Origin of the sequence: Phenylobacterium sp. (assembly GCF_030698145.1) — a bacterium.
In the GTDB taxonomy this organism is placed as follows: Bacteria; Pseudomonadota; Alphaproteobacteria; order Caulobacterales; family Caulobacteraceae; genus Phenylobacterium.
Window position 1 is genome coordinate 1 of record NZ_JAUYNW010000145.1, and the last position, 22,983, is coordinate 22,983.

26 protein-coding genes are annotated in these 22,983 nt (G+C 70.6%); 13 read left to right on the forward strand and 13 right to left on the reverse strand.

The window, feature by feature from the left end; all coding sequences use genetic code 11:
• Positions 1-136: 136 nt before the first annotated feature.
• From Q8Q77_RS19935 to Q8Q77_RS19950, 4 genes are all read right to left on the reverse strand, one after another.
• A complete protein-coding gene (locus Q8Q77_RS19935) occupies positions 137-1,633 on the reverse strand; it encodes a HAMP domain-containing sensor histidine kinase (protein WP_305585760.1) in 1,497 nt (498 codons plus the stop codon).
• Between the two features lie 67 nt (positions 1,634-1,700).
• Positions 1,701-2,741: a quinone-dependent dihydroorotate dehydrogenase gene (locus tag Q8Q77_RS19940; protein WP_305585762.1), complete on the reverse strand. Its 1,041-nt coding sequence runs from the start codon at positions 2,739-2,741 to the stop codon at positions 1,701-1,703.
• Positions 2,738-3,079, reverse strand: coding sequence for a DUF952 domain-containing protein (locus Q8Q77_RS19945; protein ID WP_305585763.1), 342 nt, complete (start codon positions 3,077-3,079; stop codon positions 2,738-2,740). The genes Q8Q77_RS19940 and Q8Q77_RS19945 overlap by 4 nt, the downstream gene beginning before the upstream one ends.
• A 3-nt stretch (positions 3,080-3,082) precedes the next feature.
• Positions 3,083-3,574: a histidine phosphatase family protein gene (locus Q8Q77_RS19950; protein ID WP_305585764.1), complete on the reverse strand. Its 492-nt coding sequence runs from the start codon at positions 3,572-3,574 to the stop codon at positions 3,083-3,085.
• Positions 3,575-3,696: 122 nt separating this feature from the next.
• Here Q8Q77_RS19950 and Q8Q77_RS19955 point away from each other — a divergent pair, with 122 nt between their 5' ends.
• Positions 3,697-4,848 (forward strand): homoserine O-acetyltransferase, encoded by a 1,152-nt coding sequence (locus tag Q8Q77_RS19955; RefSeq protein WP_305585766.1) that lies wholly within the window; start codon positions 3,697-3,699, stop codon positions 4,846-4,848.
• Positions 4,845-5,507, forward strand: coding sequence for a methionine biosynthesis protein MetW (gene metW / locus Q8Q77_RS19960; RefSeq protein ID WP_305585767.1), 663 nt, complete (start codon positions 4,845-4,847; stop codon positions 5,505-5,507). Before Q8Q77_RS19955 ends, metW begins: the two co-directional genes overlap by 4 nt.
• On the opposite strand, the gene Q8Q77_RS19965 is transcribed toward metW, so the two are convergent.
• The gene (locus Q8Q77_RS19965; RefSeq protein WP_305585769.1) at positions 5,504-5,782 is read right to left on the reverse strand and encodes a hypothetical protein; all 279 of its coding nucleotides are present in this window, start codon (positions 5,780-5,782) and stop codon (positions 5,504-5,506) included. The two genes, metW and Q8Q77_RS19965, sit on opposite strands and share 4 nt — an antisense overlap.
• A gap of 16 nt (positions 5,783-5,798) precedes the next feature.
• Positions 5,799-8,918 (reverse strand): autotransporter domain-containing protein, encoded by a 3,120-nt coding sequence (locus Q8Q77_RS19970; protein WP_305585770.1) that lies wholly within the window; start codon positions 8,916-8,918, stop codon positions 5,799-5,801.
• A 166-nt stretch (positions 8,919-9,084) separates the two neighbouring features.
• Here Q8Q77_RS19970 and Q8Q77_RS19975 point away from each other — a divergent pair, with 166 nt between their 5' ends.
• The 3 genes from Q8Q77_RS19975 (at position 9,085) to Q8Q77_RS19985 (ending at position 11,287) form a co-directional block, all read left to right on the forward strand.
• Positions 9,085-9,426, forward strand: coding sequence for a helix-turn-helix domain-containing protein (locus tag Q8Q77_RS19975; RefSeq protein ID WP_305585771.1), 342 nt, complete (start codon positions 9,085-9,087; stop codon positions 9,424-9,426).
• A gap of 15 nt (positions 9,427-9,441) precedes the next feature.
• Positions 9,442-10,764 (forward strand): hypothetical protein, encoded by a 1,323-nt coding sequence (locus Q8Q77_RS19980; RefSeq protein ID WP_305585773.1) that lies wholly within the window; start codon positions 9,442-9,444, stop codon positions 10,762-10,764.
• A gap of 142 nt (positions 10,765-10,906) precedes the next feature.
• On the forward strand, positions 10,907-11,287 hold the full coding sequence (locus Q8Q77_RS19985) for a hypothetical protein (protein WP_305585775.1): 381 nt from the start codon (positions 10,907-10,909) through the stop codon (positions 11,285-11,287).
• Between the two features lie 57 nt (positions 11,288-11,344).
• Here Q8Q77_RS19985 and Q8Q77_RS19990 read toward each other — a convergent pair whose 3' ends face one another.
• Positions 11,345-11,689 (reverse strand): P-II family nitrogen regulator, encoded by a 345-nt coding sequence (locus tag Q8Q77_RS19990; protein ID WP_254834704.1) that lies wholly within the window; start codon positions 11,687-11,689, stop codon positions 11,345-11,347.
• Between the two features lie 67 nt (positions 11,690-11,756).
• The gene (locus Q8Q77_RS19995) at positions 11,757-12,512 is read right to left on the reverse strand and encodes a class I SAM-dependent methyltransferase (RefSeq protein WP_305585776.1); all 756 of its coding nucleotides are present in this window, start codon (positions 12,510-12,512) and stop codon (positions 11,757-11,759) included.
• 77 nt (positions 12,513-12,589) lie between these two features.
• Here Q8Q77_RS19995 and gloB point away from each other — a divergent pair, with 77 nt between their 5' ends.
• Positions 12,590-13,339: a hydroxyacylglutathione hydrolase gene (gene gloB / locus Q8Q77_RS20000; RefSeq protein ID WP_305585777.1), complete on the forward strand. Its 750-nt coding sequence runs from the start codon at positions 12,590-12,592 to the stop codon at positions 13,337-13,339.
• Complete coding sequence (locus tag Q8Q77_RS20005) at positions 13,336-14,721, forward strand: DUF6880 family protein (RefSeq protein WP_305585778.1); 1,386 nt, start codon at positions 13,336-13,338, stop codon at positions 14,719-14,721. Before gloB ends, Q8Q77_RS20005 begins: the two co-directional genes overlap by 4 nt.
• 16 nt (positions 14,722-14,737) lie before the next feature.
• Here the strand turns inward: Q8Q77_RS20005 and Q8Q77_RS20010 are convergent, their stop codons facing one another.
• The gene (locus tag Q8Q77_RS20010; RefSeq protein ID WP_305585779.1) at positions 14,738-15,442 is read right to left on the reverse strand and encodes a hypothetical protein; all 705 of its coding nucleotides are present in this window, start codon (positions 15,440-15,442) and stop codon (positions 14,738-14,740) included.
• A gap of 265 nt (positions 15,443-15,707) precedes the next feature.
• Here Q8Q77_RS20010 and Q8Q77_RS20015 point away from each other — a divergent pair, with 265 nt between their 5' ends.
• Positions 15,708-15,974, forward strand: a complete 267-nt coding sequence (locus Q8Q77_RS20015) for a 2TM domain-containing protein (protein WP_305585780.1) — start codon at positions 15,708-15,710, stop codon at positions 15,972-15,974.
• Here Q8Q77_RS20015 and Q8Q77_RS20020 read toward each other — a convergent pair.
• From Q8Q77_RS20020 to Q8Q77_RS20030, 3 genes are read right to left on the reverse strand one after another with little or no spacing between them, the layout of a single operon-like run.
• A complete protein-coding gene (locus tag Q8Q77_RS20020) occupies positions 15,971-16,660 on the reverse strand; it encodes a TPM domain-containing protein (RefSeq protein ID WP_305585781.1) in 690 nt (229 codons plus the stop codon). The two genes, Q8Q77_RS20015 and Q8Q77_RS20020, sit on opposite strands and share 4 nt — an antisense overlap.
• Position 16,661: 1 nt before the next feature.
• Positions 16,662-17,471 (reverse strand): YgcG family protein, encoded by an 810-nt coding sequence (locus Q8Q77_RS20025; RefSeq protein ID WP_371130488.1) that lies wholly within the window; start codon positions 17,469-17,471, stop codon positions 16,662-16,664.
• Positions 17,468-18,106 carry a LemA family protein gene (locus Q8Q77_RS20030; RefSeq protein WP_305585785.1) on the reverse strand — a complete coding sequence of 213 codons (639 nt, stop codon included), beginning with the start codon at positions 18,104-18,106 and terminating at the stop codon, positions 17,468-17,470. The genes Q8Q77_RS20025 and Q8Q77_RS20030 overlap by 4 nt, the downstream gene beginning before the upstream one ends.
• A 122-nt stretch (positions 18,107-18,228) precedes the next feature.
• Between Q8Q77_RS20030 and Q8Q77_RS20035 the strand changes: the two genes are divergently transcribed.
• On the forward strand, positions 18,229-18,996 hold the full coding sequence (locus Q8Q77_RS20035) for a class I SAM-dependent methyltransferase (protein WP_305585786.1): 768 nt from the start codon (positions 18,229-18,231) through the stop codon (positions 18,994-18,996).
• Here Q8Q77_RS20035 and Q8Q77_RS20040 read toward each other — a convergent pair.
• Positions 18,934-20,142 (reverse strand): acyltransferase family protein, encoded by a 1,209-nt coding sequence (locus Q8Q77_RS20040; protein WP_305585787.1) that lies wholly within the window; start codon positions 20,140-20,142, stop codon positions 18,934-18,936. The genes Q8Q77_RS20035 and Q8Q77_RS20040 overlap by 63 nt on opposite strands.
• A 109-nt stretch (positions 20,143-20,251) precedes the next feature.
• On the opposite strand from Q8Q77_RS20040, the gene Q8Q77_RS20045 reads away from it, so the two are divergent.
• The 4 genes from Q8Q77_RS20045 to rpmH all read left to right on the forward strand — a co-directional run.
• Positions 20,252-21,055 (forward strand): LytTR family DNA-binding domain-containing protein, encoded by an 804-nt coding sequence (locus Q8Q77_RS20045; RefSeq protein WP_305585788.1) that lies wholly within the window; start codon positions 20,252-20,254, stop codon positions 21,053-21,055.
• A 46-nt stretch (positions 21,056-21,101) separates the two neighbouring features.
• Positions 21,102-21,554 carry a winged helix DNA-binding protein gene (locus Q8Q77_RS20050; RefSeq protein ID WP_305585789.1) on the forward strand — a complete coding sequence of 151 codons (453 nt, stop codon included), beginning with the start codon at positions 21,102-21,104 and terminating at the stop codon, positions 21,552-21,554.
• 4 nt (positions 21,555-21,558) lie between these two features.
• Positions 21,559-22,827 carry a beta-ketoacyl-ACP synthase II gene (gene fabF, locus Q8Q77_RS20055; RefSeq protein WP_305585791.1) on the forward strand — a complete coding sequence of 423 codons (1,269 nt, stop codon included), beginning with the start codon at positions 21,559-21,561 and terminating at the stop codon, positions 22,825-22,827.
• Positions 22,828-22,917: 90 nt separating this feature from the next.
• The coding region (gene rpmH, locus Q8Q77_RS20060) for a 50S ribosomal protein L34 (RefSeq protein WP_305585793.1) at positions 22,918-22,983 on the forward strand (66 nt) is incomplete at its 3' end.

The window sequence follows — 22,983 nt, forward strand, 5'->3', positions numbered from 1 at the left end:
GCTGCGCAAAGCCGCCGAACGCACCGTCGAGGCCACCTGGCGGCGCATCGGCGATCTGCTCGGCCAATTCAGCCCAGCAGAATGCGCCAACTACCTCGTCAACTCAGGATACGCTCCAAGCTGAAACGGTCAGGCTCTAGACCTCGGGGCTCGCCGCGCGGCGCTTCTTCGCGGGCTTCCGCCGCGGCGGGGCGCCGGGAAGGCGCAGCTCGAAGACCGATCCCTCCGGTCCCGTCTGGGCCAGGGACAGGTCGCCCCCGTGGCCGACGGCCAGCTCCCGGGCGATGGCCAGTCCCAGGCCCGCCCCGCCCGGTCGGGTGGAGCCGGCGAAGGGCTGGAACAGCCGCTCGCGCGCCCGCTCGGAGACGCCGGGGCCGTTGTCGGCGATGTGGATGAGGCTCACCCCGTCCTCCTGCGCCAGGGAGACCTGGATGATGGCGGGAGCCTCGCGCCCTTCCTGCTGTTCAACGGCCTCGCGGGCGTTGCGCAGCAGGTTGACCAGGATGCGGTGGAGCTGATCAGGATCGGCGGAGACCTGGTCGGCCGGGTCGACGCCGGAGGCCAGGCGCACCCGGTCGTTCGACAGCCGGGCCTCCTCGGCGGCGATCTCCAGGGCCGGCGCCAGCAGCATGGGCCGGGCCTCGGGCGCGGCCTCCTGGGTCTTGCCGTAGGTCAGGACGTCGGTGGCCAGGGTCACGGCGCGGTCCAACGCCCTTTCCAGACGTGGAAGCGCCTGCGTGACCTTGGGGTCCTTCAGCGCCGCCAGCCGCTCCGACGCGATCTGGGCGCTGGTCAGCATGTTGCGCAGGTCGTGATTGATCTTGGCCACCGCCTCGCCCAGGGCCGCCAGCCGGGCGCGGGAGGCGAGCGCGGTGCGCAGTTCGGCCTGCATGCGGTCCAGCTCGACCTCGGCGCGGCCGATCTCGTCGCGGCGGCCGGAGGGTTCGATCCGCGCCTCGGCGTCCTCCGGATCGGCGGCGAAGCGCTCCATGGAGCGGGTGATCCGCTGCATGGGCCGGACCAGGAAGAAGTTCAGTGACAGATAGACCAGCCCGCCGGCGAAGGCCGAGACGAAGGCCATGACCGCCAGCAGCCGCCACAGATAGCGCTTCAGCTCGGCCTTCAGGGCCGCGTCGGGGGCCACCACCTCGATGAACTGGGCGTCGTAGAACCGCGGCTCGGCGATCACCCGGACCATGCGGCCCTCGCCGCCGCCGGACAGAGTCTGGAACGGCGCCGAGAGCCAGGAGCCCAGCGCCCGGTCGCGCAGGTCGACCAGGTAGGGCAGCCGCCGCAGTTTGGGGCCGGGCACCTTCAGGAACCGGTTGCCGTCATTGTCGAGGATGGCGACGGTCTGCACGCCGGCCCCCGCGCGGAGCTTGGAGGCCAAGGCCTCGCTCATGACCTGGTCGGGATCGACGTCGGTGGCCAGGGAGGCGAGCTCGGCGGCCCGCACGCGGTCCAGCAGCCACTGCTCCTCGAAGGCCGCCAGGGCCGGCGGCACGGCCATGGCGCCGGCGCCCGCCACGAACAGGATGGTGAGGATCAGCAGACGCGCCGAAAGTCCGCCCGGCCAGAAGAAGCGGCGCCCGGGCGACCTGATGGGCGGCTGGGGAAAGGGGGCGTCCGCCATGACGACTCCCCCGTTACTTCACTGAGAACGGTTCGGCAACGAAACGCGCCCCGCACGGGAGCGGAGCTTAACCGGCGCCGACCGCCTGGGCGACCGATGTGAAGCCGTCGGCGCGCAGGCGCGCGGCCAGGTCGCGCTTGATCCGGATCACCAGGCCGGGGCCCTCGAACACCATGGCGGAATAGAGCTGCACAGCTTCCGCCCCGGCCCGGATCCTGGCGTAGGCCTGGGCGCCGGAGCCTATTCCGCCCGCCCCGATCAGCGCCAGGCGGCCCTGGGCGGCCTGGGCGAACCGCGCCAGCATCTGCGTCGAAAGGTCCGTAAGCGGCGCTCCCGACAGGCCGCCGGCCTCGCCGGCGTGGCGCGAGGCCAGGGCCGGCCGAGTAATGGTGGTGTTGGAGACGATGACGCCCGCCAGCCCGTTGGCGGCGACGGTCTCGACGATGGCCTCGACCTCCCCGTCGTCCAGGTCGGGGGCGACCTTCAGGAACATCGGGACGCGCCCCTCGGCCGGCAGGCTGTCGCGGGCGGCGGCCAGGCGGCCCAGTAGCTCCTCGAGCGCGGCCTTGGTCTGCAGGGCGCGCAGGCCCGGCGTGTTGGGCGAAGAGATGTTGATCGTGACATAGGAGGCCAGGCCCCAGAGCCGCGTCAGGGCGGTCACATAGTCGCCGATGCGATCCGAGGCGTCCTTGTTCGCGCCGATATTGGCGCCGACGACGCCGGGACCCCGCCGGGCCAGGCGGGCGGCGAAGAGCTCCAACCCCTGGTTGTTGAAGCCCATCCGGTTGATCACCGCGCGGTCCTCCGTCAGCCGGAACAGGCGCGGGCGCGAATTGCCGGCCTGGGGCAGCGGGGTGACGGTGCCGCACTCGACGAAGCCGAAGCCGGCCCTCAACATCGGGCCGAACACCTGGGCGTTCTTGTCGAAGCCAGGGGCCAGGCCCACGCAGTTGGGCAGGTCGAGCCCACCGACCCTGGTCGCCAGGATCGGATCGTCACCACCGGCGCGAGGACCCAGGCCTGCCTCCAGGGCGCGGATCGTCAGGCCGTGGGCGTCTTCCGGATCGAGGGCGCGCATGGCGCGGGCGGCCAGGTCATGAAGGGTCATGCCAGGGCGCCCAATGTCGGCACACCCTCGGCGTCCAGCGGTGCGTCCGTCACCGCACGGACATGGCCGACCTCCAGAGCACCGTACAGGTGCGGGAAGAGGTCTCCGCCACGCGAGGGCTCCCAGTCTAGGACCGGGCCCAGGTCGCCCGCCTCGACCTCAAGCACCACCAGGTCGGATTGGCCGAGAAAATGGCGCCGCGCCGTCTCGCCCGCCTGGGCGGCCGTCGAGAAATGGATGAAGCCGTCGGCCAGGTCGACCGCCGAGCCCTCGAACACGCCCGCGGCCCGGGCCCGCGACCATTCCGCGCGCGTCAGGATCTTATAGATTCGGCCCACCGCTCAGTCCTTTGGGAAGAAGAGGCCGTCATAGGACGGGCGACCCGCCGCATCGAACAGGAAGACCGAGGCGGCGGAGGGCGGAAATGCGCCGTGAGCGCGGGCGATCAGGGTCTGGGGCGCGTTCCCCTCAGCCAGCAGGCGGATGGTCAGGTCCTGCAGGCCTGGATTGTGGCCGACGACCATCACCGTGTTGGAGGTCTCGCCCGCCGCCTCGGCCATCTCCCGGACCGTGGATTCCTCGGCGTGATAGAGCGCGCGCTCGACGCGGGACGCCGCCTTCGGGAAGGCGCTCGCCGCCGCGGCCCAGGTTTCGCGCGTTCGGCTCGAGGGCGAGACCAGCACCAGGTCGGGGATCAGGCCGAGATCGGCCAACCGCTCGGCCATGGCCGCTGATTCGATCACGCCCCGATCGGCGAGCCTGCGGTCGAAGTCGTCGCCGCTGTCGGAGTCCCGCTCGGCCTTGCCGTGCCGAAAGAGAATAAGCCGGTCCATCAACGCTCCGCCGCGCCCCCACTCGCAGGCGCCCCCGCGCGCCGACAAATGTCTCATAGCGGCGTCTTCGTCCGACGCGAAGCGGTTGACAGCGATTGAGCGAAACGGTCTTCAAGGCGCCCATGAACGCAGTGGCGATCCCGACAGGCGAGACCGGCGGCGGGACGCACCGTTTTCCCGCCGACAAGCCCCTGCGCCTGGATAGCGGGGCCCTGCTGAGTCCGCTGGAGATCGGCTACAAGACTTACGGCGCCCTAAACGCCGACAAGTCCAACGCCGTCCTGGTCTGCCACGCCCTGACCGGCGACCAGCATGCGGCCTCCGTCCACCCGATAACCGGCAAGCCCGGCTGGTGGGACCGGGTGATCGGCCCTGGCCTGCCGCTGGACCCCGGACGCTACTTCATCATCAGCACCAATGTGGTGGGCGGCTGCATGGGCTCGACCGGGCCGGGCTCGATCGACCCGGCCACCGGCAAGCCCTACGCTTTGTCCTTCCCGATGATCACCATCGCCGACATGGTCCGCGCCCAGGCCATGCTGGTCGAGGCTCTGGGCATCGAGGCCCTGTTCGCCGTGGTCGGCGGCTCCATGGGCGGGATGCAGGTCCTGCAGTGGGCGGCCGACTATCCCGACAGGCTCTACTCGGCCATCTGCATCGCCGCCGCGGCGCGCCACTCGGCCCAGAACATCGCCTTCCACGAGGTGGGCCGCCAGGCGATCATGGCCGACCCCGACTGGCGGGGCGGCGCCTATGAGGAACAGGGCGTGCGTCCGGAGAAGGGCCTGGCCGTGGCCCGCATGGCCGCGCACATCACCTATCTCTCGGAGACCGCCCTGCAGCGGAAGTTCGGCCGCGAACTGCAGCGCGACGGGCTCTCCTGGGGCTTCGACGCGGACTTCCAGGTGGAGAGCTATCTGCGCCATCAGGGGGCGAGCTTCGTCGACCGCTTCGACGCCAACTCCTATCTCTACATCACCCGGGCGCTGGACTATTTCGACCTGGCCGGGAGCCATGGCGGCGTGCTGGCCCAGGCGTTCCGCCGGGCGCGGGCCGTGCGGTTCTGCGTGCTGTCGTTCTCGTCGGACTGGCTCTATTCCACCGCCGAGAGCCGCGACATCGTCCGCGCGCTCAACGCCGCCGGCTGCAGGGCCAGCTTCGCCGAGATCGAGACCGACAAGGGCCACGACGCCTTCTTCCTCGACGAACCGGCGCTCGATTCGGCCCTGCGCGGCTTCCTCGAATCCAACGCCGAGAAGCGGGGCCTGGCGTGAGCGGTCCCCTGCGCGACGACTTCCGCGAAATCCTGCGGCTGGTGCGCCCCGACGCCCGGGTGCTGGACGTCGGTTGCGGCGAGGGCGAACTGCTGGAGCTGCTGACCCGGGAGAAGAACGTCGACGGCCAGGGGCTGGAGTTGTCGTCCGACGGGGTCGGCGCCTGCCTGGCGCGCGGACTGGCCGTGGTGCAGGGCGACGCCGACCGCGACCTGGACCATTTCCCCACCAAGGCCTTCGACTACGCGATCCTCTCCAAGACGCTGCAGCAGGTGCGCGATCCCAAGCACGTGCTCTCCGAGCTGCTGCGGATCGCCGAGCGGGCGGTGGTCTCGGTGCCGAATTTCGGCCATTGGCGGGTGCGCATGGCCCTGATCACCACGGGGCGTATGCCAGAGACCAAGGCCCTGCCCGAGCCCTGGTGGTCGACGCCCAACATCCACCTCTGCACCCTGCGAGATTTCACCTCGCTGTGCGCGGACCTCGACCTGCGCATTGACGCCTGCGTGTCCCTGGCGCCGGGCAAGCCGCCGCGGATCATCGACGCAGCGCGGCCGATCGAGAACTGGCGGGCGGAGACGGCGCTGTTCCTGCTGAGCCGCAGGGCCGAGCCGGAGGCCGTGCCTGCATCAAAGCCGGCTGGGGACCTGTTCGGCTAAAGCAGCCAGGCTGGCGCCGGGCCGCCGCGCGCGGCGCGTAGGCTGATCAGGGCGAGGGCTCCTTCGAACAGGCAGAAGCCCAGGGCGAGCAGAACCGGGGTGTCGACCAGGGCGCTGGGATCGAGGACCACCAGCAGGGTCCCCAGCGACACACAGACGCAGGCGCCGAAAAAGGCGACCTTCGAGCGCCAGAGCGGGGGTCGGCCGGCGGTCCGTCTGGCCAAGCTCACCAGCACCGCCGCCACCGCCAAAAGCCCACCGGCCAAGAGCGTCATTTAACAAGCCCTTACTTTAAAACAGAAATCTGGCGACCACCCGGCCGTCATAGGCTTCGTAGTCGTCTCGAATCTCGCCGCCAGCCTCGATGGCGAAGTCGAAGTACTCGGCCTGACCCCGCAGGGCCAGACGCAGAACCGGCCCGCCGCCGGAAAGTTCCGGCGCCGCCATGCTGAAGGTGGGGCCCCCGGCGACGAAGCGGGCGGTCGTGACATCCACCCCGTCGCCGGAGACCTGACGCCAGCCTGCCGTGACTTCCGGAACCCAGACGAAGGCGCTCTCCTCGCCAAGACGGGCCCCGAACGTCACGCCCGCGAAGGCGCCGAGCTGCGAACTGGAACGTTCGTCGATGGTCAGGTCCATGGACGCGCCGCCGCCGCTCTCGGTGCGGCCGTCTTCCTTCAGCAGGAAGTAGTCCGCGCTGACCTGCGGCTTGGCGAAGAAGGCGCCCGCCTCGAACAAGTAGCTGGCGTTGGCGTGGACCGCGACCGTGGCGCCGGTCCAGTCGGCCTCGTTGGACCGCGACAGGCTGGTGGCCGCGTCCGACAGCACCCGCTTGCTCTTCAGCCGCGCATAGCCGGCGGTGGCGCCCAGATTGGCGGTCAGCCCGCCCGCGGTGTCGCGCCAATAGACCCCGGCGGCGTAGATCTGGCCGCCCAGGGTCTCGGCGGTGTTGGAGCCCTGCTCCTCCACATCGACGTTCACGAAGCTGGTCGTCAGGCCGAGCGTGCCCAGGTCGGTGTCGGGCGCCTCGACGCCGCCGGCCAGGCCGAAGCCGTCGGCCTCGTAGCTGGAGGTGCGGTCGATGTCGCGCTTGACCAGCAGGACGATCTCCTGGGTCCAGAGGCGCAGGCCTTCGCGCGACATCAGCGGCTGTTCCTCCTCGATGGCGCGGTTGGTGGCGTCGGAAGCCGCCGACAGCACGTTGAACAGGCCCCCGGAATGGTCGGGCAGGAACTGGTCGTAGAGACCGGCGAAGGTTCCCGCGTCGGTCTTGCCCAGCAGGGCGTCGCGCACCACGGTGTCGCCGTCGAAATTGGCGAACACCGCCTCGTAGGCCGAGGCCTCCACCGTGTTCAGTCCGGCCTCGACTGCGGTGCGGCGGCGGACGTCGGCGAAGATGGTGTTCTGGGCGGCGTCCACCCGCAGGTCGGCCTTGTAGAGCCAGGGGGTCGAGCCCAGCAGGCTGGTGTCCAGGGTCCCGGTGGTGAGCGACGTGGCCTTGATCAAGGTGAAGCTGGTGGGCGCGGTCAGCTTGGTGGCGAACCGCAGGCCGACCTTGGCGCCGGTGGCGACGTTGGCCGCGCCGGCCACGTTCAGCAGGGTCGACCTGCCCGCCGCCGGATCGGCGGTCAGCACCAGTTCACCGGTGGCGCCCAGGGTCAGGCTAGTGAGGTTGAGGGTGTCGGTACTGGTGGCGGTCAGCCGGCCCTTGAGGACGCTGATGGTCAGGCCGCCGCCCGCATCGGTCAGGGCGCCGGTCATCTTGGCCTCGCCGTCGATCACCAGGGTGTCGGCGCCCGAGCCGAAGGCCACCTTGCCGTTCAGCACTCCGGCCAGCAGCTCCAGCCGCGCGGCGCCCGAACCGAACAGCACGTCGCCGGTGATCGTGGGCGTGATGGAGGTCGAGGCGTTGGCCCCCTGGCGCACGGTGACGCCGGCGGTATTGGCCTGCAGGTCGAGGGCGACGCGGCTGCCCGTCACCGCGGCGGTGTCGCTGGGCGTGATGGTCGCGGCGATGGTGTGGATGTTCTCGATCAGGCGAAGCGAGCCCGCGGAGTCCAGGACCGCGGTCGCCGAACCCTTGGTCCCGGCGATCGCCGCGGTGATCACCCCTGAGTTGGCCAGATAGGCCGCCGAGGCGCCGGCGTCGATCTGGATGGCGCGGACGTCGACCGCGTCGGCCGAGGTCGCCGCCGCCTTGATGGATCCGCCCTCGTTGCGGATCAGCGGCGTCGAGGCGCCGGCGCCCAGGCGCAGGGCGGTCGCGTTGGCCTTGACCGCGTCGGCCGTGACGCTGCCCAGGACGCGGATCCCGCCGTCGATGGCGACCTTGCCGCCCAGTCCGCCCAGTTTCACGCCGGTGGCCGCCGCGGCGTCGTAGACCCCGGCGCTCTGCACAGCGCCCTTGATGTCGAGGCCATAGGCGCCCGTCCCGGTCCCCAGGCGGATGTCGCGGGCGCTGTCGCCCACCAGCAGCGCCGGCGCCGTGCCGAACGAGGTGATCGCGCCGGTGGACTCCGAGGCGTCGGCGATGCCGTCGTCGTCCTCGTCGGTGTCGTTGGCGTCCAGGTTCGGCGGCGGCGCGTCCACCAGGATCCCGCCGAACACGTCGCCGCTGACCCGCACCGCCGGCCCGCCGATCAGCAGGTCGTCGGCGTCCAGCTTGGCCAGGGCCGCGTCGGCCGGGCGGGTGGTGTAGCGGTAGCCCGTGGCGGTGATCGTATTGCCCAGGATCAGCTTGCCGCCCACCCCCTGGTCGACCGCCACGCCCACGGCCTCCTTGCCCTGGACCAGCACCGACGAGACGATGGCGACGTCGCCACCCACCGTCCCGACGGTGTGGACGCCATAGGACCGGTCGCCGGAGACGGTGATGGCGCCGGCGGTGCGCACCGAGCCGTCGATGGCGGTCTCCACCGAGATGCCCGCCGAATCATTGCCCTCCACCGCGATCGAGCCGCCGGTCATGGTGATCTGGCCGTGGAAGGGCTGGGGGCCCGTCACCCGCACGCCGAACCGCCGGTTCCCGGTGGCGAACTGGCCGTCGTTGTCGCCGTCGGAGTCGGTGTCCTTGATCTCGGTGGTCTCGTCGACCTGGATCGTCCCGGAGATCTTCAGCTCGCCTGTAGTGCCACCCAGCACCAGGACGCCCGTCGCGTCGTCGGCGTCCTGGACGACGATCGAGCCTTCGTGGGTGACGTTGTTGTTGCTGTTCAGGGTGACCGCCGCGCCCGAGGTCGGCTTCACCGATCCGCCGCTCGCCACCTTCACGTCGTCGCGGGCGCCGCTGGCGGCGGTGGCCGTGGCGATGGCCGTGGTCCTGGCGTCGGAGATCACCGTCTCGGCATGGGCCGCTCCCGCCAGCAGGCAGAGGGGCGAAGCGGCGGCGAGCAGGACGTGGCGAAGGGGCATGGTCTCTCCAGGACGGTGGCGCGCGCCCTCGGAACCATGTTATGGCTGCGACAAGGCGTTATACGTGGCGTAAAAACACGTTTCGTAATTACTGTACATTCACCGCCTGGACGTTGCAAGATGGCTGTGCGGGCTGTTCGCGCCCGCGGTCATGGAGTTGGGACAGATGCCAAGAAGCGCGGTCGATCCGGCGCGGGCCGCGGCGACCAAGGGTCTGCGCCAGGAGGCGGGCCGTTGGCTGAAGGCCGGTCGCGAGGCCGCCGGCCTCACCCAGGCCGATCTCGCCGCCAAGGTGGGGCTGCGGTACTACACCTTCGTCTCCCAGGTGGAGAGCGGGCTCGGCCGCGTGCCGATCGAAACCCAAGGCGCCTGGGCCCAGGCGGTGGGTCACGATCCCGCCGAATTCGCCCGTACCTTGCTGCGCTATTACGAGCCGGAGCTCTTCCGGCTGTTGTTCGGGGATGCCGCCCAGGATGCGCCCAGCGCGCGCCTGGCCGGCCGGGGCTAGGGACCTGAGCTTGTCATGACCAACGTCGTGCCGTTCACGCCGCGCGCCAGCGCCGGCGGCGGGTGGACCGCCACCGAGCGCGACCGGCTGGCGGACCTGGCCGAACGGCTCTGCGCGGGCGGCGGCAAGGTCGAGGCTGTCTACGGCGTCAGCGACGACGGCGACCCCTGGTGCGTGATCAAGGACGAGAACGAAGAAGTCCTGGTCCATATCGCCCGGATCGACGGCCAGTTCGTGATCCATGACGCCGCCGCAGACGCGATCAAGGAAGGCGACACCCTGTGGAGCGCCTGCGATCGTCTGCTGGGCCCCGACTGGCGCGAACAGCGCGGCGACGTCGTTGTCTCGCTGAGCGGGCGCCAGGCGCAGTTCGTCATCGCCCTCATCGCGGCCGCGACCTTCATCCACGATGTCGAGACCGCCGAGGCCGCCACGCCGGCGGCCCAACCCGGCGTCCCGATAGCCCTGGGCGCCGTGGCCGCCCTGGCGCCGCTGGCGGTCCAGGCGCAGGACGATCATCGTAACGAGCTGCTGGGCGCGCCCGGCGCCGAGGATACGGCCGACCCGGCCGCGCCCGCGCCGATCGATCTCGCGCCGGCCGCCCCGGCCCCGAAGGAGGCGACGCCCCCGGCGGCGGCCGTCACCCTGGCCACCAGCCTGCAAGACGCCGGCCGGGTCGACGGCCCGCCCGCGCCGGCCGACGACGTCCAGGTCCTACGCGGGACCAGCGGCGCCGACACCCTGCAGGGCGGCGACGGGCGCGACGAGATCTTCGGCGAGGGCGGCGACGACAGCCTGAACGGCGGCGGCGGCGGCGACACCCTGCACGGCGGCGACGGGAACGACACCCTGGACGGCGGCGGCGCGGGATCAGGCGAGCTCGACCTGCTGGACGGCGGCGCGGGCGACGACCAGATCACCCTGGCGGCCGACGCGGTGGCGGTCGGCGGCGCAGGCGCCGACACCTTCGTCTTCTGGGGCCGCCCGAACGCGGACGGCCTGCTGGGCGTGGTGCTCGACTTTTCCGAAGCTCAGGGCGACCGGCTGGCCTTTGGCGGAAACCGCAACTTCACGGTGACCGGCCAGCACCAGGAGGCCAATGTCCTGGGCGGCCTGAACGGCTTCGCCGGGCCGGGCGGCGCGACCGTCCTGCCGGGCATGCGGGTCGACGTGGACCTGGACGGCGACGGCGTGGCCGACGGCTATCTGATGCTGGGCCGGCCAACCGGATCGGCGCCGCCGCAAGACACCAAGCCCCCCGAGGGCGGCTGGATCGGTGAACTCTCGACCTCCAGCCTCTACGCCGCCCCGCCGCCCGCGGGTGATTTCACGGGCTGAGGCTCGCTTCGGTGGCCTAGTGAGGTAGCCCGGGCTTTCGCGAGAGGCTGGACTTGCTTCGCTGTGGACGGGACGGCAACGTTGCGTTGCAATGCGCACGGTGCGTGTAGGCGTGGAAACGCTTGATGCTCGGAGACAAAGGATGGGTTTCTTCCGGAAGAAGGAGGCCAAGCCACCCGGCCCTGACTACTCGCATGTGGATACTCGCGAGAAGGCCGAGCGCTTAGTGGAGCGTGGCAAACTCGTTGCACTTCTCCTGCTGCCTGAACAATTTGGAGGCGATTGGCGGGCCGAGAATATCGTCTTCGTCCCGCCCTTCGCCGCGGACTTGAAGACACGCGTTGACGAGAACATCATCATTCCGCTGGCCATTGAAGGTAAGGTCACGCGCTACCGCGCCGAGCCCGAGCACGCAGGGCGAAGCATGGTCCCGATCGCCGTCAAACTCGTGGCTTCTGATCCCGCAGACTTCACCTACAACATGGCGATCTGGGGCGACGCTCTCGGTCGCGAATCGCCCTGACGCTTACCGGCAAACCTCCCGAGCAGAGCGGGATTCGACACGCCCCCTCGCCCCGCCCTACCCCGCGATCGCGGCGGCGTCGCGGTCGCCGGTGCGGATACGCAGGGCCTGTTCCAGGTCGAGGACGAAGATCTTGCCGTCGCCGATCTTGCCGGTGTTGGCCGTGCGGGCCACCGCCTCCATCACCGTGTCGAGGATGTCGGTGGGCACAGCGATCTCCAGCTTCACCTTGGGCAGCAGCTTCACCTCGTACTCGGCGCCGCGATAGACCTCGGTCTTGCCGCGCTGTCGCCCGTAGCCGCGGACCTCGGTGACGGTCAATCCCGAGGCTCCAGCCTCCGTGACGGCCTCGAGGACCGCATCCAGACGGCTGGGCTTGATAACCGCGACGATCATTTTCATGGCGCTGCTCCGCGTAGCGACTGTCCCTCGAAGCTAGGGCGCCGCGCGGCAGGCTCCAAGGCCTGAGCTACGCGTCGGACCGAGGCGCCCGAGAAGCAGGCGCCCGATTGGCCGGAAGCGGCGTCATGACGGGCCGCGCGACCCGAACGCGGACTCCGGCGGTCTTGGCCTTGACCGCGAAGGTCTGCTTGACCGCCTCGGTGAGCACCAGGCCCGCGAATCCCGGCCACAGGCGCGAGCCGGCCTGCTCGAAGCCCTCGGCCCAGCCGGCCATCCAGGGGACCGGCGGCACATAGAGCGCCCGCGTCCAGCCGGTGGGCTCCAGTTCGGCCTCGCGCAGGAGGTCGGCGAGCTGGCCGCGAGTATAGGGGCGGCCGTGGCCGAAGGGGGTCTTCTCGGCGTTGGCCCACAGGCCGTTGCGGGCGGCGGTGACCACGATCACCCGGCCCGACGGCGCCAGGACACGCCAGACCTCGCGCATCAGGCCCAGGGGGTCGGGGCTCTCCTCTAGGGCGTGGACCGCCAGGATGCGGTCGAAGAAGGCGTTGGGGAACGGCAGGGCGTTCTCCTCGCTCAGGCAGGCGAGGTTGGCGCCGTCGGCCGGCCAGATCTCGACGCCCTGCTGGGCCGGCATGGCGGCCACCACCCGGCGCGCGGCGGCGCGGATCCCTCCCAGGAAGGGAATGGCGTAGCCCAGACCCAGCACATCCAGGCCCTGGGCGTCGTCCCAGGTCTCCAGCACCTTGCGGCCCACCATCTCGCGCGCCGCGCGGCCAAGCGGCGTGGCGTAGAATTCGCGCAGTTCGAGGACGTCGCGGCGCATCGGGCCTATGCTCGACTTCAGGGAACCCCGACCCTAAATGCCAGGGACCCGTAGACGAAGCGTTTCGAGAGGCCGCCATGACGATCACCGTCCACCAGTTCCCCTGCCTCTCCGACAACTACGGCTTCCTGGCCCGCGACGACGCCACGGGCCTGGCCGCCTGCATCGACACGCCCGACGCCACCGCCATCCTGCGCGAGCTCGAAAAGGTCGGATGGAAGCTGGACTTGATCCTCAACACCCACTGGCACCCCGACCACGCCGGCGGCAACGCCGACGTCGTCGCCGCCACCGGCGCGACCGTGGTCGGCCCCAAGGAGGTGGAGCGGATCGGCAAGGCGCCCGACCGGGAGGTGTCGCACGGCGACACGGTCAAGCTGGGCGAGACCACATTCCAAGTGCTGGATTCCGGCGGCCACACCCTGGGCCACATCGCCTATTTCGATGCCGCCGACCATGTGGCCTTCGTCGGCGACACCCTGTTCGCACTCGGCTGCGGGCGGCTGTTCGAGGGCACGCCCCAGCAGATGTGGGCCAGCCTGCAGCGCCTGGCCAACCTGCCCGACGACACCAAGGTCTACTGCTCCCACGAATACACCGCCTCGAACGCTCGCTTCGCCCTGTCGGTGGACGACGACCCGGCGCTGAAGGCCCGCGCGGCCGAGATCTTCGCCGCTCGTGAACGCGGCGAGTGGACCGTGCCCACCACCATCGGGCTGGAAAAGGCCACCAACCCCTTCCTGCGCGCGCCGCTCCTGCGACCGGGCGTGCCCGAGCACGAGGCCTTCGCCGCCGTCCGCGCGGCCAAGGACAGTTTCAAGGGGTGACCGTCGCCAAGCCGCGGGGCTCGCGCCGGACCCTGACCCACGCCAATCTGGTCGCCCTGGGCGCCGAGCGGCTGGCCGATCTCGCCCTCGAACTGGCCGACGAACAACCGGTGGTGAAGCGCCGCCTGCGCCTGGAACTGGCCGCCGCAGCCGGCCCCGACGTCCTGGCCGGCGAGATCGACAAGGCCCTGGCGACCATGGCCAGCCGTCGCGGCCGCGTCCCCTGGCGCAAGTACAAGGCCCTGGTCCTCGACCTCGATCTCCAGCGCCGCCTGATCGCCGGGCAACTGGCCAAGGCGGCGCCGGCCCTGGCCTTCGACCTGCTGGGCCGCTTCCTCGGGATCGCCGAGGACGTGCTGGACCGGGTCAACGACGCCCGCGGCGAGGTCGAGGCGGTGTTCGCCGCCGCCGCCCAGGACGTGGGCGACCTGACGCCCAGCGCCGACATCCCGCCGCCCGCCCTGGCGCAGTTCGCGCTGAAGGCCCTGCGCGATCTGGAGCCCCGCCTGGCCGTGGCCGTGCTCGCCGGTGTGATCCAGGGGCTCGATCCTCCCGCGGTCTCAGGCCTGCGTCAGGCGGTGGCGGCTCTGGATCCCCGCGGACCGAACGCGCGCACCCACCTGCGCCTGGCCAGCCAGATGCTCGCCGACGCGGCGGGCGATGTCGCCAGCTATGCGGCGACCCTATCGCCGCGCGAGACCGCCACCCCTTGGGGCTCGGCCCAGGTCGCGAGCCGGCTGCTCGCCGCCGGCCGTCCGGAGGAGGCCATGCGGGTCCTCCAGGCCGGCGCCCCGCCCAGCCTGCGGCTTGAGCCGCCCTTCGGCAAAGGCCTCCCGCCCCTGCTCCGCCAGCCCGGGGGTCCCGAATGGATCTCGGCCTTCGAGGCGGGCCTGGAGGCGGCGGGCCGCAAGGACGACGCCCAGGCGCTGCGCTGGGCCGCCTTTGAGACCGCGCTCTCCGCGCCTCACCTGCGGGCCTTTCTGAAGCGCCTGTCGGACTTCGACGACGTGGTCGCCGAGGACCGGGCGCTGGCCCTGGCGTTCGATTTTCCCGACGCCACCCAGGCCCTGGACTTCCTGGCGTCCTGGCCGGCCGTGAACCTGGCCGCGCAGCTCGTGCTGGCGCGCGGGGCGCAACTGGACGGCGGTCGGATCGAGGCCCTGGAGCGCGCCGCCCAGGCGCTAGAGGCCCGCCATCCCCTGGCCGCCACTCTCGTCCGGCGCGCCATCGTCGAGGCGGCGGTCCGCGGCCGCCCGCCAGAGTGGCGCGAGGTGGTGAAGTATCAGGTCGCGGCCAATGAGAGCCTGGAGGGTCAGATCGCCGACTGGGGCGACGTCGATTCTCCCGCGCGTTTCCGTGAGCGCGTGCGCCGGATGGTCTGAGCGCGGAACGACCCGGTCAATAGCCGCCGCCGCCGTCCTTCACCTGGACCCGCCAGGCCTCGGGCAGGTTTAGCTGCACGACGGGCCCAGGCGGCTCCGAGGGTGCGGCGGCGCTCGCCGCCAGCGCAGGCGGAACAAGGGCCACGGCGGCGATCGGCGTGGCGCTCGGCGGGACCTGGGCCAGTTGCAGCGGCGGCGCTGCTGGCGGACTGACCGCGACCTGCTGGGGCGGGCCGTAGCAACCGCTGGCGGAGGCGAAGCCCTTCAGATAGGCCCGGCGAAGTTGGCCCGCCTCGCGGGCCTCACGTACCTTTTGGTCATGACGCGACGCGCCCGTCAGCCGGCGTACGACGCCGCGGAACGGAATGACGTCACGGGTGGCGTCCGCCAGGGCGCCGAGCACGAACGAGCGCCCGCCGGACGGCGCACGCACGGCGCCGTCGCCGCGGTCGGGGCCGAGCGCGGCCTCCAGCGGCGTGATCATCGCCGCCAGGTCGGCGCAGCTCGCGTTCTGCGGATTGAGGTAAGGAGCTTCCTGAGCGCCGGTCAGGACCTGGGGCACATCGTCCCTCACGATGTTCACGTCACGCAGGGGCGCCATCAGCGCGCCTCGCAGAGTGGCTTGGCCGGCCTCGTCGGACGTCCGCAGCTGGGGTGTCTGGGCCTGGGCCGCGGTCGCAGCCAACAGGGCCGCTCCGGCGCCGGCGAGCCAGCGGTTCACGGCATGGAGCCGCCGGCGGTTGAGGTCTCTCCTGAACGTCGATTGATCCAGCATCGGGTCTGAGGTCTTGGCTCTCGCCGTGACATCTCCGGATTACTTCCACCCTTAATGAGCGCTGAATTCGTCCGGGGGTTTCACGGAACACGTCTTTTGTGAAGACGATCGGGCGTCAGAATGAATTCGGAATTTCTGAATTCAGTTATGCAGCAAATTCAGTATTTCGGATATCACGCCGCGACTAGTCTTCCCGTCAAAGGAGACGCCCATGTCCGATATCGACAGCCGCCGCCAACGCGCCACGCGCCGGGCCGACGCCAAGCTGAGCTTCCTGATCCACCTGGCCTGTTTCGTGGTCTTCATCGCGGGCCAGGCCGCGCTGGAGCTGCTGCTCTGGCCGGGCCACACCTCAATCCAATGGACCGTGATGGGCTGGGGGACAGGGGTGCTGATCCACGGCCTGGCGGCCTACATCCCGTTCGGGTCGCTGCGCGAGCGGATGCTGCGGGCCGAACTGCGGCGCGAGGGCGCTTAGGGCAGCAGCACCACCTTGTCGGGCAGCTCGTTGGGATTGTCGCCCGCGCGGGCCGGAAAGTGCTCGGCCAGGATGTCGACGCAGAGGCCGATGGCGGCCTCGAACCCCTCGGCCGGGCGTCCCGTCTTGAAGCCCTCGATCAGCCGGCTCATCGCGGCCTGCCACACCTGGCCGTCCACCTTGGCGGCGATGCCCTCGTCGGCGATCAGCTCGGCCATGTGCTCGTCGATGGAGACATAGATCAGCACGCCGGTGCGCTCGCGCGTGGCCTGCAGGCTCTTGGCCAGGAACTGCTCGTGGGCGCGCCGCCGGACCCGGTGGCGTTTCAGCGCGCGGGGCGTCAGCAGCCGGCGCACCGGCGGCAGGGCGGCGATGATCGCCACGGCGACGAACAGCGCCCCTTGCAGCAGGATGGCGCCGCTCAGGGCCGCGCGCGCGGCGGTTTCGGCGGCCTCGGACATCTGCGCCGCCGTCCAGCCCTGGCCCAGTTCCGGCACGGTGACGTGGATCCCGGCCGTCAGCAGCACCGCCGGCGCGACGAGCGCAGCCATCGCCGCCCAGGCCAGGGGAACCTCCAGATAGTCGGAGCTCTCCTGGGCCACGACGCAATAGATCTCGCCCGAGGTTCGGGCCTCGGCCTGGTGGATAGCCGCCTCGATGCGGGCGCGGTCGGTTTCGTTCAGCATCTCACCAGCTCCCCGACGCGCCGCCGCCGCCGCCCGACCCACCGCCGCCGCTGAAGCCGCTGCCTCCGAAGCCGCCGCTCGATCCGCCGCTCCAACCACCGCCGCCGCCACGGCTGCTGCTGGAGAGAATCAGCGGCAGCAGCCACCAGAGCCCGCCCCGCCGCCGCCGACGGCCGAACAGGCCGAAGATGCCGCTCAGCACCCAGAACAGGACGAAAAGGATAAAGATCAGCGGCGGACCGGCGGAACCGCCCTCGCCCTGCGGCTTGACCGGCGCGGCGGCGGCCGCGCGCGCCTCGTCGTCGGGCAGGGAGAGTTGCTGGACGATGGCGCGGGTCCCGTCGACCACGCCCTCCTCCATCTTGCCGCTCTTGAAGGCCGGCAGGATGCGCTGCTGGATGATCAGGCTTGAGAGGGCGTCGGTCAGCACCGGCTCCACGCCGTAGCCGACCTCGATGCGCACCTTGCGGGCCGACGGCGCGACGATGAGGATCGCCCCGTCGTCACGCTTCTCGTCGCCGATCGCCCAGGTCCGCAGGAGCTGGTAGCCGTAGTCCTCGATCTCATAGCCCTGCAGATCCGGGACCGTCGCCACCACGAGCTGGCGGCCGGTCTTGGCCTCGAGATCGGCCAACTCGGAGGTGAGGTCGCGCTCGGCGTCGCTCGACAGCAGGTTCGCCTCGTCGACCACCCGGCCAGTGAGCGGCGGAAACTTCGGAGCCGCCGAGACGGGCCCCGCGCAGACGGCCAAGAGCGCCACCAGCGCCCCCAGGACCGCGAGGCGCGCTCGCGATCCCTCCACGGGCGTCATTGGGCCGGAGCGGGCGCCGCCGCCGGCGCGACCGGGGCGAAGCTGACATTGGGCGCGCTCTGCGCCGCGGCGCTGGCCTTGAAGGTCTCCATCGGCTTGGCCCAGCGGTGCACGGTTCCGGCCCACAGGGCGCCGGGGAAGGTGCGGATCTCGGTGTTATAGTCGCGGACCGCCTCGTTGTAGTCGCGCCGCGCGATGGTGATGCGGTTCTCGGTGCCCTCGAGCTGGGATTGCAGGGCCATGAAGTTCTGGTTCGACTTCAGGTCCGGATAGGCCTCCTGGATCATCATCAGCCGGCCCAGCACGCCCGACAGCCTGTCCTGGGCCTCGGCATAGGCCTGGAAGGCCGCCGGATCGGTGATGGTCGAGGCGTCGACCTTGACCTGGGTGGCGGAGGCGCGGGCTTGCGTGACCTCGACCAGGACCGACTTCTCCTGGGCCGCGTAGCCCTTCACCGTCTCCACCAGGTTGGGGATCAAGTCGCTGCGGCGCTGGTACTGGTTCTGGACCTCGGCCCACTGGGCCTTGGCGCGTTCGTCCTTGGTGGGGATGGTGTTGATCCCGCAACCGGCGATCAGGACGGGCGCCAGCACCAGGAGCGCCAGGCGCGCGAAGCGGTTGCTGAGTTTCGACAAGGATGGAGCTCCCCAAGAGACGTCAGCCAGGTGCGTCCTGGCGCGACGATAATTGGCCCCGGCGGCGTTCCCGCGCAATGTCCCGCAGGTTAAGGTCTCGTCATGCTGGCGCCGGGGGGCGAATGGCCGAGATCCGACCCTACTATTCCGAGAAGGGCCTGACGGCGACCTTCTACGACCTGACCACCGCCATGGACCCCAGCTTGGCCGGCGATATCGAGATCTACCGCGCTCTGGCGCCGCTCGGCGGATCGGTGCTGGAGCTGGGCGTGGGCACCGGCCGGGTGGCCTTGGCCCTGGCGGAAGGCGGGCTCACCGTCACCGGGATCGACCTGGCCCCCACCATGCTGGTCCAGGCCCGCGCCAAGCTCGCCGCCGCTGAACCGCGGGTGGCCGCGCGCCTGATCCTGCTGCAGGGCGACATGGCCGCGCTCAGCCTGGCCGGAACCTTCGACGCCGTGATCTGCCCCTATTTCGGCCTGGCCCACCTGCCGGCGGGCGCGGCCTGGCGCAATGTCTTCGCCGGCGTCGCCAGGCGGCTGAAACCCGGCGGGCTCTGCGCCTTCCACCTGCCGTCCGCCGAGCGTATGGCCCAGACGCCGGCCGCCGCGCCCGACCGCCCGGTCTTCCAGGCGCCGCTGGACGCCAGCGGCCGGCAGCTCTCGATCTTCATCCACCAGCGGACCGCCAAGCCGGGGGTCGGGCGCTTCGACCAGGTGGTCGATCACGTGGTGGTGGGGCCGAAGGGCGAGGAGCGCCGCGCGCGGGAGCGGATCACCTACTACGCCGCCGATCCGGACCCCTACGCCCTGGCCGCCGGCCTGGTCCTAGACCGTCCCCCGATTGACCTCGGCGGCGTCGGCGCGATCCACGTTTTTCGCCGTCACTAGCGGCTTCAGTCCGAACAACGGCCGAAGCAGGTTCACCCGGTGGACGATCTCGTAGGTCGCGAAGCATGTGGCGAAGGTGCCGGCGATCAGGATGGCCGCCTCCAGCGCCTGGTTCATCCCGAGCTTGGCCAAGTAGTGGCCGGCCACCACGATGAAGGTCTGGTGGACGATGTAGAACGGGAACACGCCGAGGGTCAGATAGGTCAGCACCGGGCCGCCCCGCGTCAGGTGCTTGGCCCCGAAGCCCATCACCGCGGCGATCGCGCACCACTGGTCGACGGCGAAGGCGGTCTGGCGGACGATCTCGCCCGCGGTCACCTCGTCGGTGTCGGGCAGGATGAAGCTCAGGCTCGCATAGACGCCGTAGCTCACCGCGGCGAGCCCCAGGGCCGGCCAGCGCAGGGCGATGAACCGGGCCTTGAGCGGCTCGGACTTGGCGATCAGGAAGCCCAGCAGGAATGTCCCGAAGGAGATGGCGTGGTTGTACCAGTCGTCCACCAGGGCGTGGGTGATCTCGAACAGCGGAAAGAGGGTGGCGCGCAGCAGGATGAAGGCGACGACCGGCCAGACGATCAGGCCCCAGCCGTCCAGCGTCCGCTCGACACCGCGCTGCAAGGGCGCGACGAGACCACGGCCCCACTTGAAGGCCGCCGCGAGGATCAGGCTGTAGAAGAACAGGTAAACCACGAACCACATGTGGTTGTAGGTCGGCGTGATCAGCGGCTCGCCGTCGGGGCGCCAGTGGCCGCTCATCGTCACGTACTTGCCGTAGAACTCGGCGAACGAGCCGGCGTAGTTGAGCTTCTCGACGATCTCGTAATAGCTCTGCGGCGGCACGATCACGAACACGGCCAGCAGGATCGGCGGTAGCAACCGTGCGGTTCGCGCCTTGGCCAGGCCGCCGGCGCTCAGCTTGTCGGCCATGAACCGGGTCGCCGCGCCCGAGACCAGGAACAGCAGGGTCAGCCGCCACGGATTGGTCAGCAGCATGAAGGGCTGAAGCCACTCCACCGGATGCGGCGACTTCACGTGGAAGCCCCAGGGCACGTAGAACATGCCCACGTGGTAGAGAATCAGCAGGAAGAATGCGCCGACACGGATCCAGTCGAGGTCTGGGCGGCGGTCGGAAGATACGGCGGAGGTCACGGCGTCACCCTATGTGGAAGAACGATGCTCGACCATTGGCGGGACGTTCCGACGGTGAAAAGCGCCTCGGGCCGCCCGGCGCCGACCGGGTGACGAACGGGGGCGTCCGGTGACGAACGGCGACCAATCCGGGATGGACGGGGCGCTCTTCTGGCGCGGCTTCGCGATCATCGTCGGGTTCGTCGCCATCCTGAACACCGTTAATGTCCTGACCATACTCCAGGACGAGCCCGACCTGCCCTGGATCTATCCCGTGGTCACCGAGGGCTCGAGCTTCCTGGCCGCCATGGCGGTCGTCTGGATCGCCTGGCTCGCCTTCCGCATGGCCCCGCCCGACTCGCGTCCCGTGTGGCGGATGCTGGCGACGCACGGCCTGGCCCTGGCGGTGTTCTCGGCGCTCCACGTCCTGGGGTTCTACCTGATCCGGCAGGCCGCGTTCGGCCTGCTGGGCCACGACTATGACTACGACCTCATCGGGCGCTACCCCTATGAGCTGCGCAAGGACGCCATCGGCTACCTGACGGGGACCTTCATCTTCTGGATGATGCTGCGCCTTCGCCGCGCCGAGGCCCGGGCGGCCGGCGGCGAGGCCACCTTCGACATCCGCGACGGGGCCAGGGTCACCCGCGTCGCCGTCGGCGACATCCTCGCGGTCTCCTCGGCGGGCAACTATGTGGAGTTCGCCCTGACCGACGGCCGCAAGCCGCTGATGCGATCGTCCCTCGCCGCCGTCGAGGCCGAGCTCGGCCCCCGGGGCTTCGTGCGCACCCACCGCTCCTGGTTGGTCAATGTCGCCCGCGTCACCGAGCTGCGGCCGGAAAAGTCAGGCGACTACTGCGTGGCCCTAGGCCCGGTCGAGGCGCCGCTGTCGCGCCGGTTTCCCGAGGCCTTGGCCCGACTCCGCGCCGGCTGAGGCGTTTATCCTGTAGATACAGGTTGCGAATACCTGTATCTACAGGATGATGCTGTCCGTCACCGATATGGGCCGGCTCTGCTTCGGCCATCGCAGCCGCCGCGCCGCGCGCGCGGTGACGCGGGCCTTCAATCTGCGCCTGCGTCCGCTGAACCTGCAGATCACCCAGTTCATTCTGCTGGGCGTCATCGCACGCGGCGAGGACCAATCGATCGCCGCCATAGCCGACGATGTGGACGTGGAGTCCTCGGCCCTGTTGCGCAACCTGCGCCTGCTGGAACAGCGCGGCCTGATCGTGAGCGAGGGCGGGCGTGGACGTCGCGGCCGGCGGTTTGCGATCACGCAATCGGGTCTCGACCTGATCACCCTGGGAGTGCCCATCTGGGTCGACGCCCAGGCCGACCTCGCGCGCGCGCTCAACGGAAGCGTCGCCCAGACCCATGCCGCCCTGGCCGACCTGGAACAGGCCGCCCAGACGCTGGCCAGACTCGAAAGGTAGAGTGATGCGTAGAGTTGTCGTGACTGGACTGGGCGTCGTCTCGCCCCTGGGAACCGGGGCCGAGATCGCCTGGAGCCGCCTCATCGCCGGCGCCTCGGGCCTGTCGCGCCTGCCCGAGGGCCTGGCCCCCGACGTCCCGGCCCAGGTGGCCGGACGAGTGCTGGACAAGGCCCAGGACCCGGAGGGCGGCTTCGACCTGGACGCCGCGGTCCCGGGGAAGGACCAGAAGAAGATGGACCGGTTCATCCAGTTCGCCCTGGCCGCCTCCGACGAGGCCGTCGCCCAGGCCGGCTGGACGCCGGAGACCGACGCGCAAAAGGAGCGGACCGCCACGGTCATCGCCACCGGCATCGGCGGCTTCCCGGCTATCGCCGAGGCCGTGCGGATCACCGACGACCGAGGGGTGCGGCGCCTGTCGCCCTTCACCGTGCCCTCGTTCCTGGCCAACCTGGCCGCGGGCTGGGTGTCGATCCGCTACGGCTTCAAGGGCCCCATGGGCGCCCCGGTCACCGCCTGCGCCGCCGGGGTCCAGGCCATCGGAGACGCCGCGCGGATGATCCGCGCCGGCGAGGCCGACATCGCGGTCTGCGGCGGCGCCGAGGCCACCATCGACCGGGTGAGCCTGGGCGCCTTCGCCGCCGCCCGGGCGCTCGGCTCGGCCTTCAACGACACGCCGGAAAAGGCCTCCCGCCCCTTCGACCAGGCCCGCGACGGCTTTATCATGGGCGAGGGCGCCGGGATCCTGGTGATCGAGGCCCTGGACCACGCCCTGGCCCGCGGCGCCAAGCCCATCGTCGAGCTGGTCGGCTACGGCACCAGCGCCGACGCCTTCCACCTGACCGCCGGCCCCGAGGACGGCGACGGCGCGGCCCGCGCCATGCGCATCGCCTTGGCCCAGGCCGGCGTCGAGCCCTCCGTCGTCGACCACCTGAACGCCCACGCCACCTCCACCCCGGTGGGCGACAAGGGCGAGCTCGCCGCGGTCAAGGCGGTGTTCGGGACCGGCAAAGGCCCCGCCATCAGCTCCACCAAGTCGGCCACCGGCCACCTGCTGGGCGCGGCGGGCGGCCTGGAGGCGGTGTTCGCCATCCTCGCCCTGCGCGACGGCGTCATTCCGCCGACCCTCAATCTCGAGACCCCCGACGAGGCCGCCGAGGGCCTGGACCTGGTGGCGCTCACCGCCCGCAAGGCCGACCTCGACTACGTGCTCTCCAACGGCTTCGGCTTCGGCGGCGTCAACGCCAGCGTGCTTTTCAAGCGCTGGGAGGGCTAGGGCGGGACGTCGCGGCGGTCCAAAGTGGTTGACAGGCCTGCCTTTGGCCCTTAAGCACCGCCGCTCGTTTTCGACCCCGGAGCTATTCACGTGAAGCGGACTTTCCAACCGTCCCGACTGGTGCGCGCTCGCCGTCACGGTTTCCGTTCGCGGATG

Bases quoted from the DNA above. Each gene is read 5' to 3' on its own strand.
- Q8Q77_RS19970 (WP_305585770.1), bottom strand. From the start codon at position 8,918: ATGCCCCTTCGCCACGTCCTGCTCGCCGCCGCTTCGCCCCTCTGCCTG.
- Q8Q77_RS19955 (WP_305585766.1), top strand. From the start codon at position 3,697: ATGAACGCAGTGGCGATCCCGACAGGCGAGACCGGCGGCGGGACGCAC.
- Q8Q77_RS20020 (WP_305585781.1), bottom strand. From the start codon at position 16,660: ATGCTGAACGAAACCGACCGCGCCCGCATCGAGGCGGCTATCCACCAG.
- gloB (WP_305585777.1), top strand. From the start codon at position 12,590: ATGACGATCACCGTCCACCAGTTCCCCTGCCTCTCCGACAACTACGGC.
- Q8Q77_RS20050 (WP_305585789.1), top strand. From the start codon at position 21,102: ATGATGCTGTCCGTCACCGATATGGGCCGGCTCTGCTTCGGCCATCGC.
- Q8Q77_RS19935 (WP_305585760.1), bottom strand. From the start codon at position 1,633: ATGGCGGACGCCCCCTTTCCCCAGCCGCCCATCAGGTCGCCCGGGCGC.
- Q8Q77_RS20015 (WP_305585780.1), top strand. From the start codon at position 15,708: ATGTCCGATATCGACAGCCGCCGCCAACGCGCCACGCGCCGGGCCGAC.
- Q8Q77_RS19980 (WP_305585773.1), top strand. From the start codon at position 9,442: ATGACCAACGTCGTGCCGTTCACGCCGCGCGCCAGCGCCGGCGGCGGG.
- Q8Q77_RS19965 (WP_305585769.1), bottom strand. From the start codon at position 5,782: ATGACGCTCTTGGCCGGTGGGCTTTTGGCGGTGGCGGCGGTGCTGGTG.
- Q8Q77_RS20035 (WP_305585786.1), top strand. From the start codon at position 18,229: ATGGCCGAGATCCGACCCTACTATTCCGAGAAGGGCCTGACGGCGACC.
- Q8Q77_RS19950 (WP_305585764.1), bottom strand. From the start codon at position 3,574: ATGGACCGGCTTATTCTCTTTCGGCACGGCAAGGCCGAGCGGGACTCC.
- fabF (WP_305585791.1), top strand. From the start codon at position 21,559: ATGCGTAGAGTTGTCGTGACTGGACTGGGCGTCGTCTCGCCCCTGGGA.
- Q8Q77_RS19990 (WP_254834704.1), bottom strand. From the start codon at position 11,689: ATGAAAATGATCGTCGCGGTTATCAAGCCCAGCCGTCTGGATGCGGTC.
- Q8Q77_RS19985 (WP_305585775.1), top strand. From the start codon at position 10,907: ATGGGTTTCTTCCGGAAGAAGGAGGCCAAGCCACCCGGCCCTGACTAC.
- Q8Q77_RS19995 (WP_305585776.1), bottom strand. From the start codon at position 12,512: ATGCGCCGCGACGTCCTCGAACTGCGCGAATTCTACGCCACGCCGCTT.
- Q8Q77_RS20025 (WP_371130488.1), bottom strand. From the start codon at position 17,471: ATGACGCCCGTGGAGGGATCGCGAGCGCGCCTCGCGGTCCTGGGGGCG.
- Q8Q77_RS19975 (WP_305585771.1), top strand. From the start codon at position 9,085: ATGCCAAGAAGCGCGGTCGATCCGGCGCGGGCCGCGGCGACCAAGGGT.
- Q8Q77_RS19940 (WP_305585762.1), bottom strand. From the start codon at position 2,741: ATGACCCTTCATGACCTGGCCGCCCGCGCCATGCGCGCCCTCGATCCG.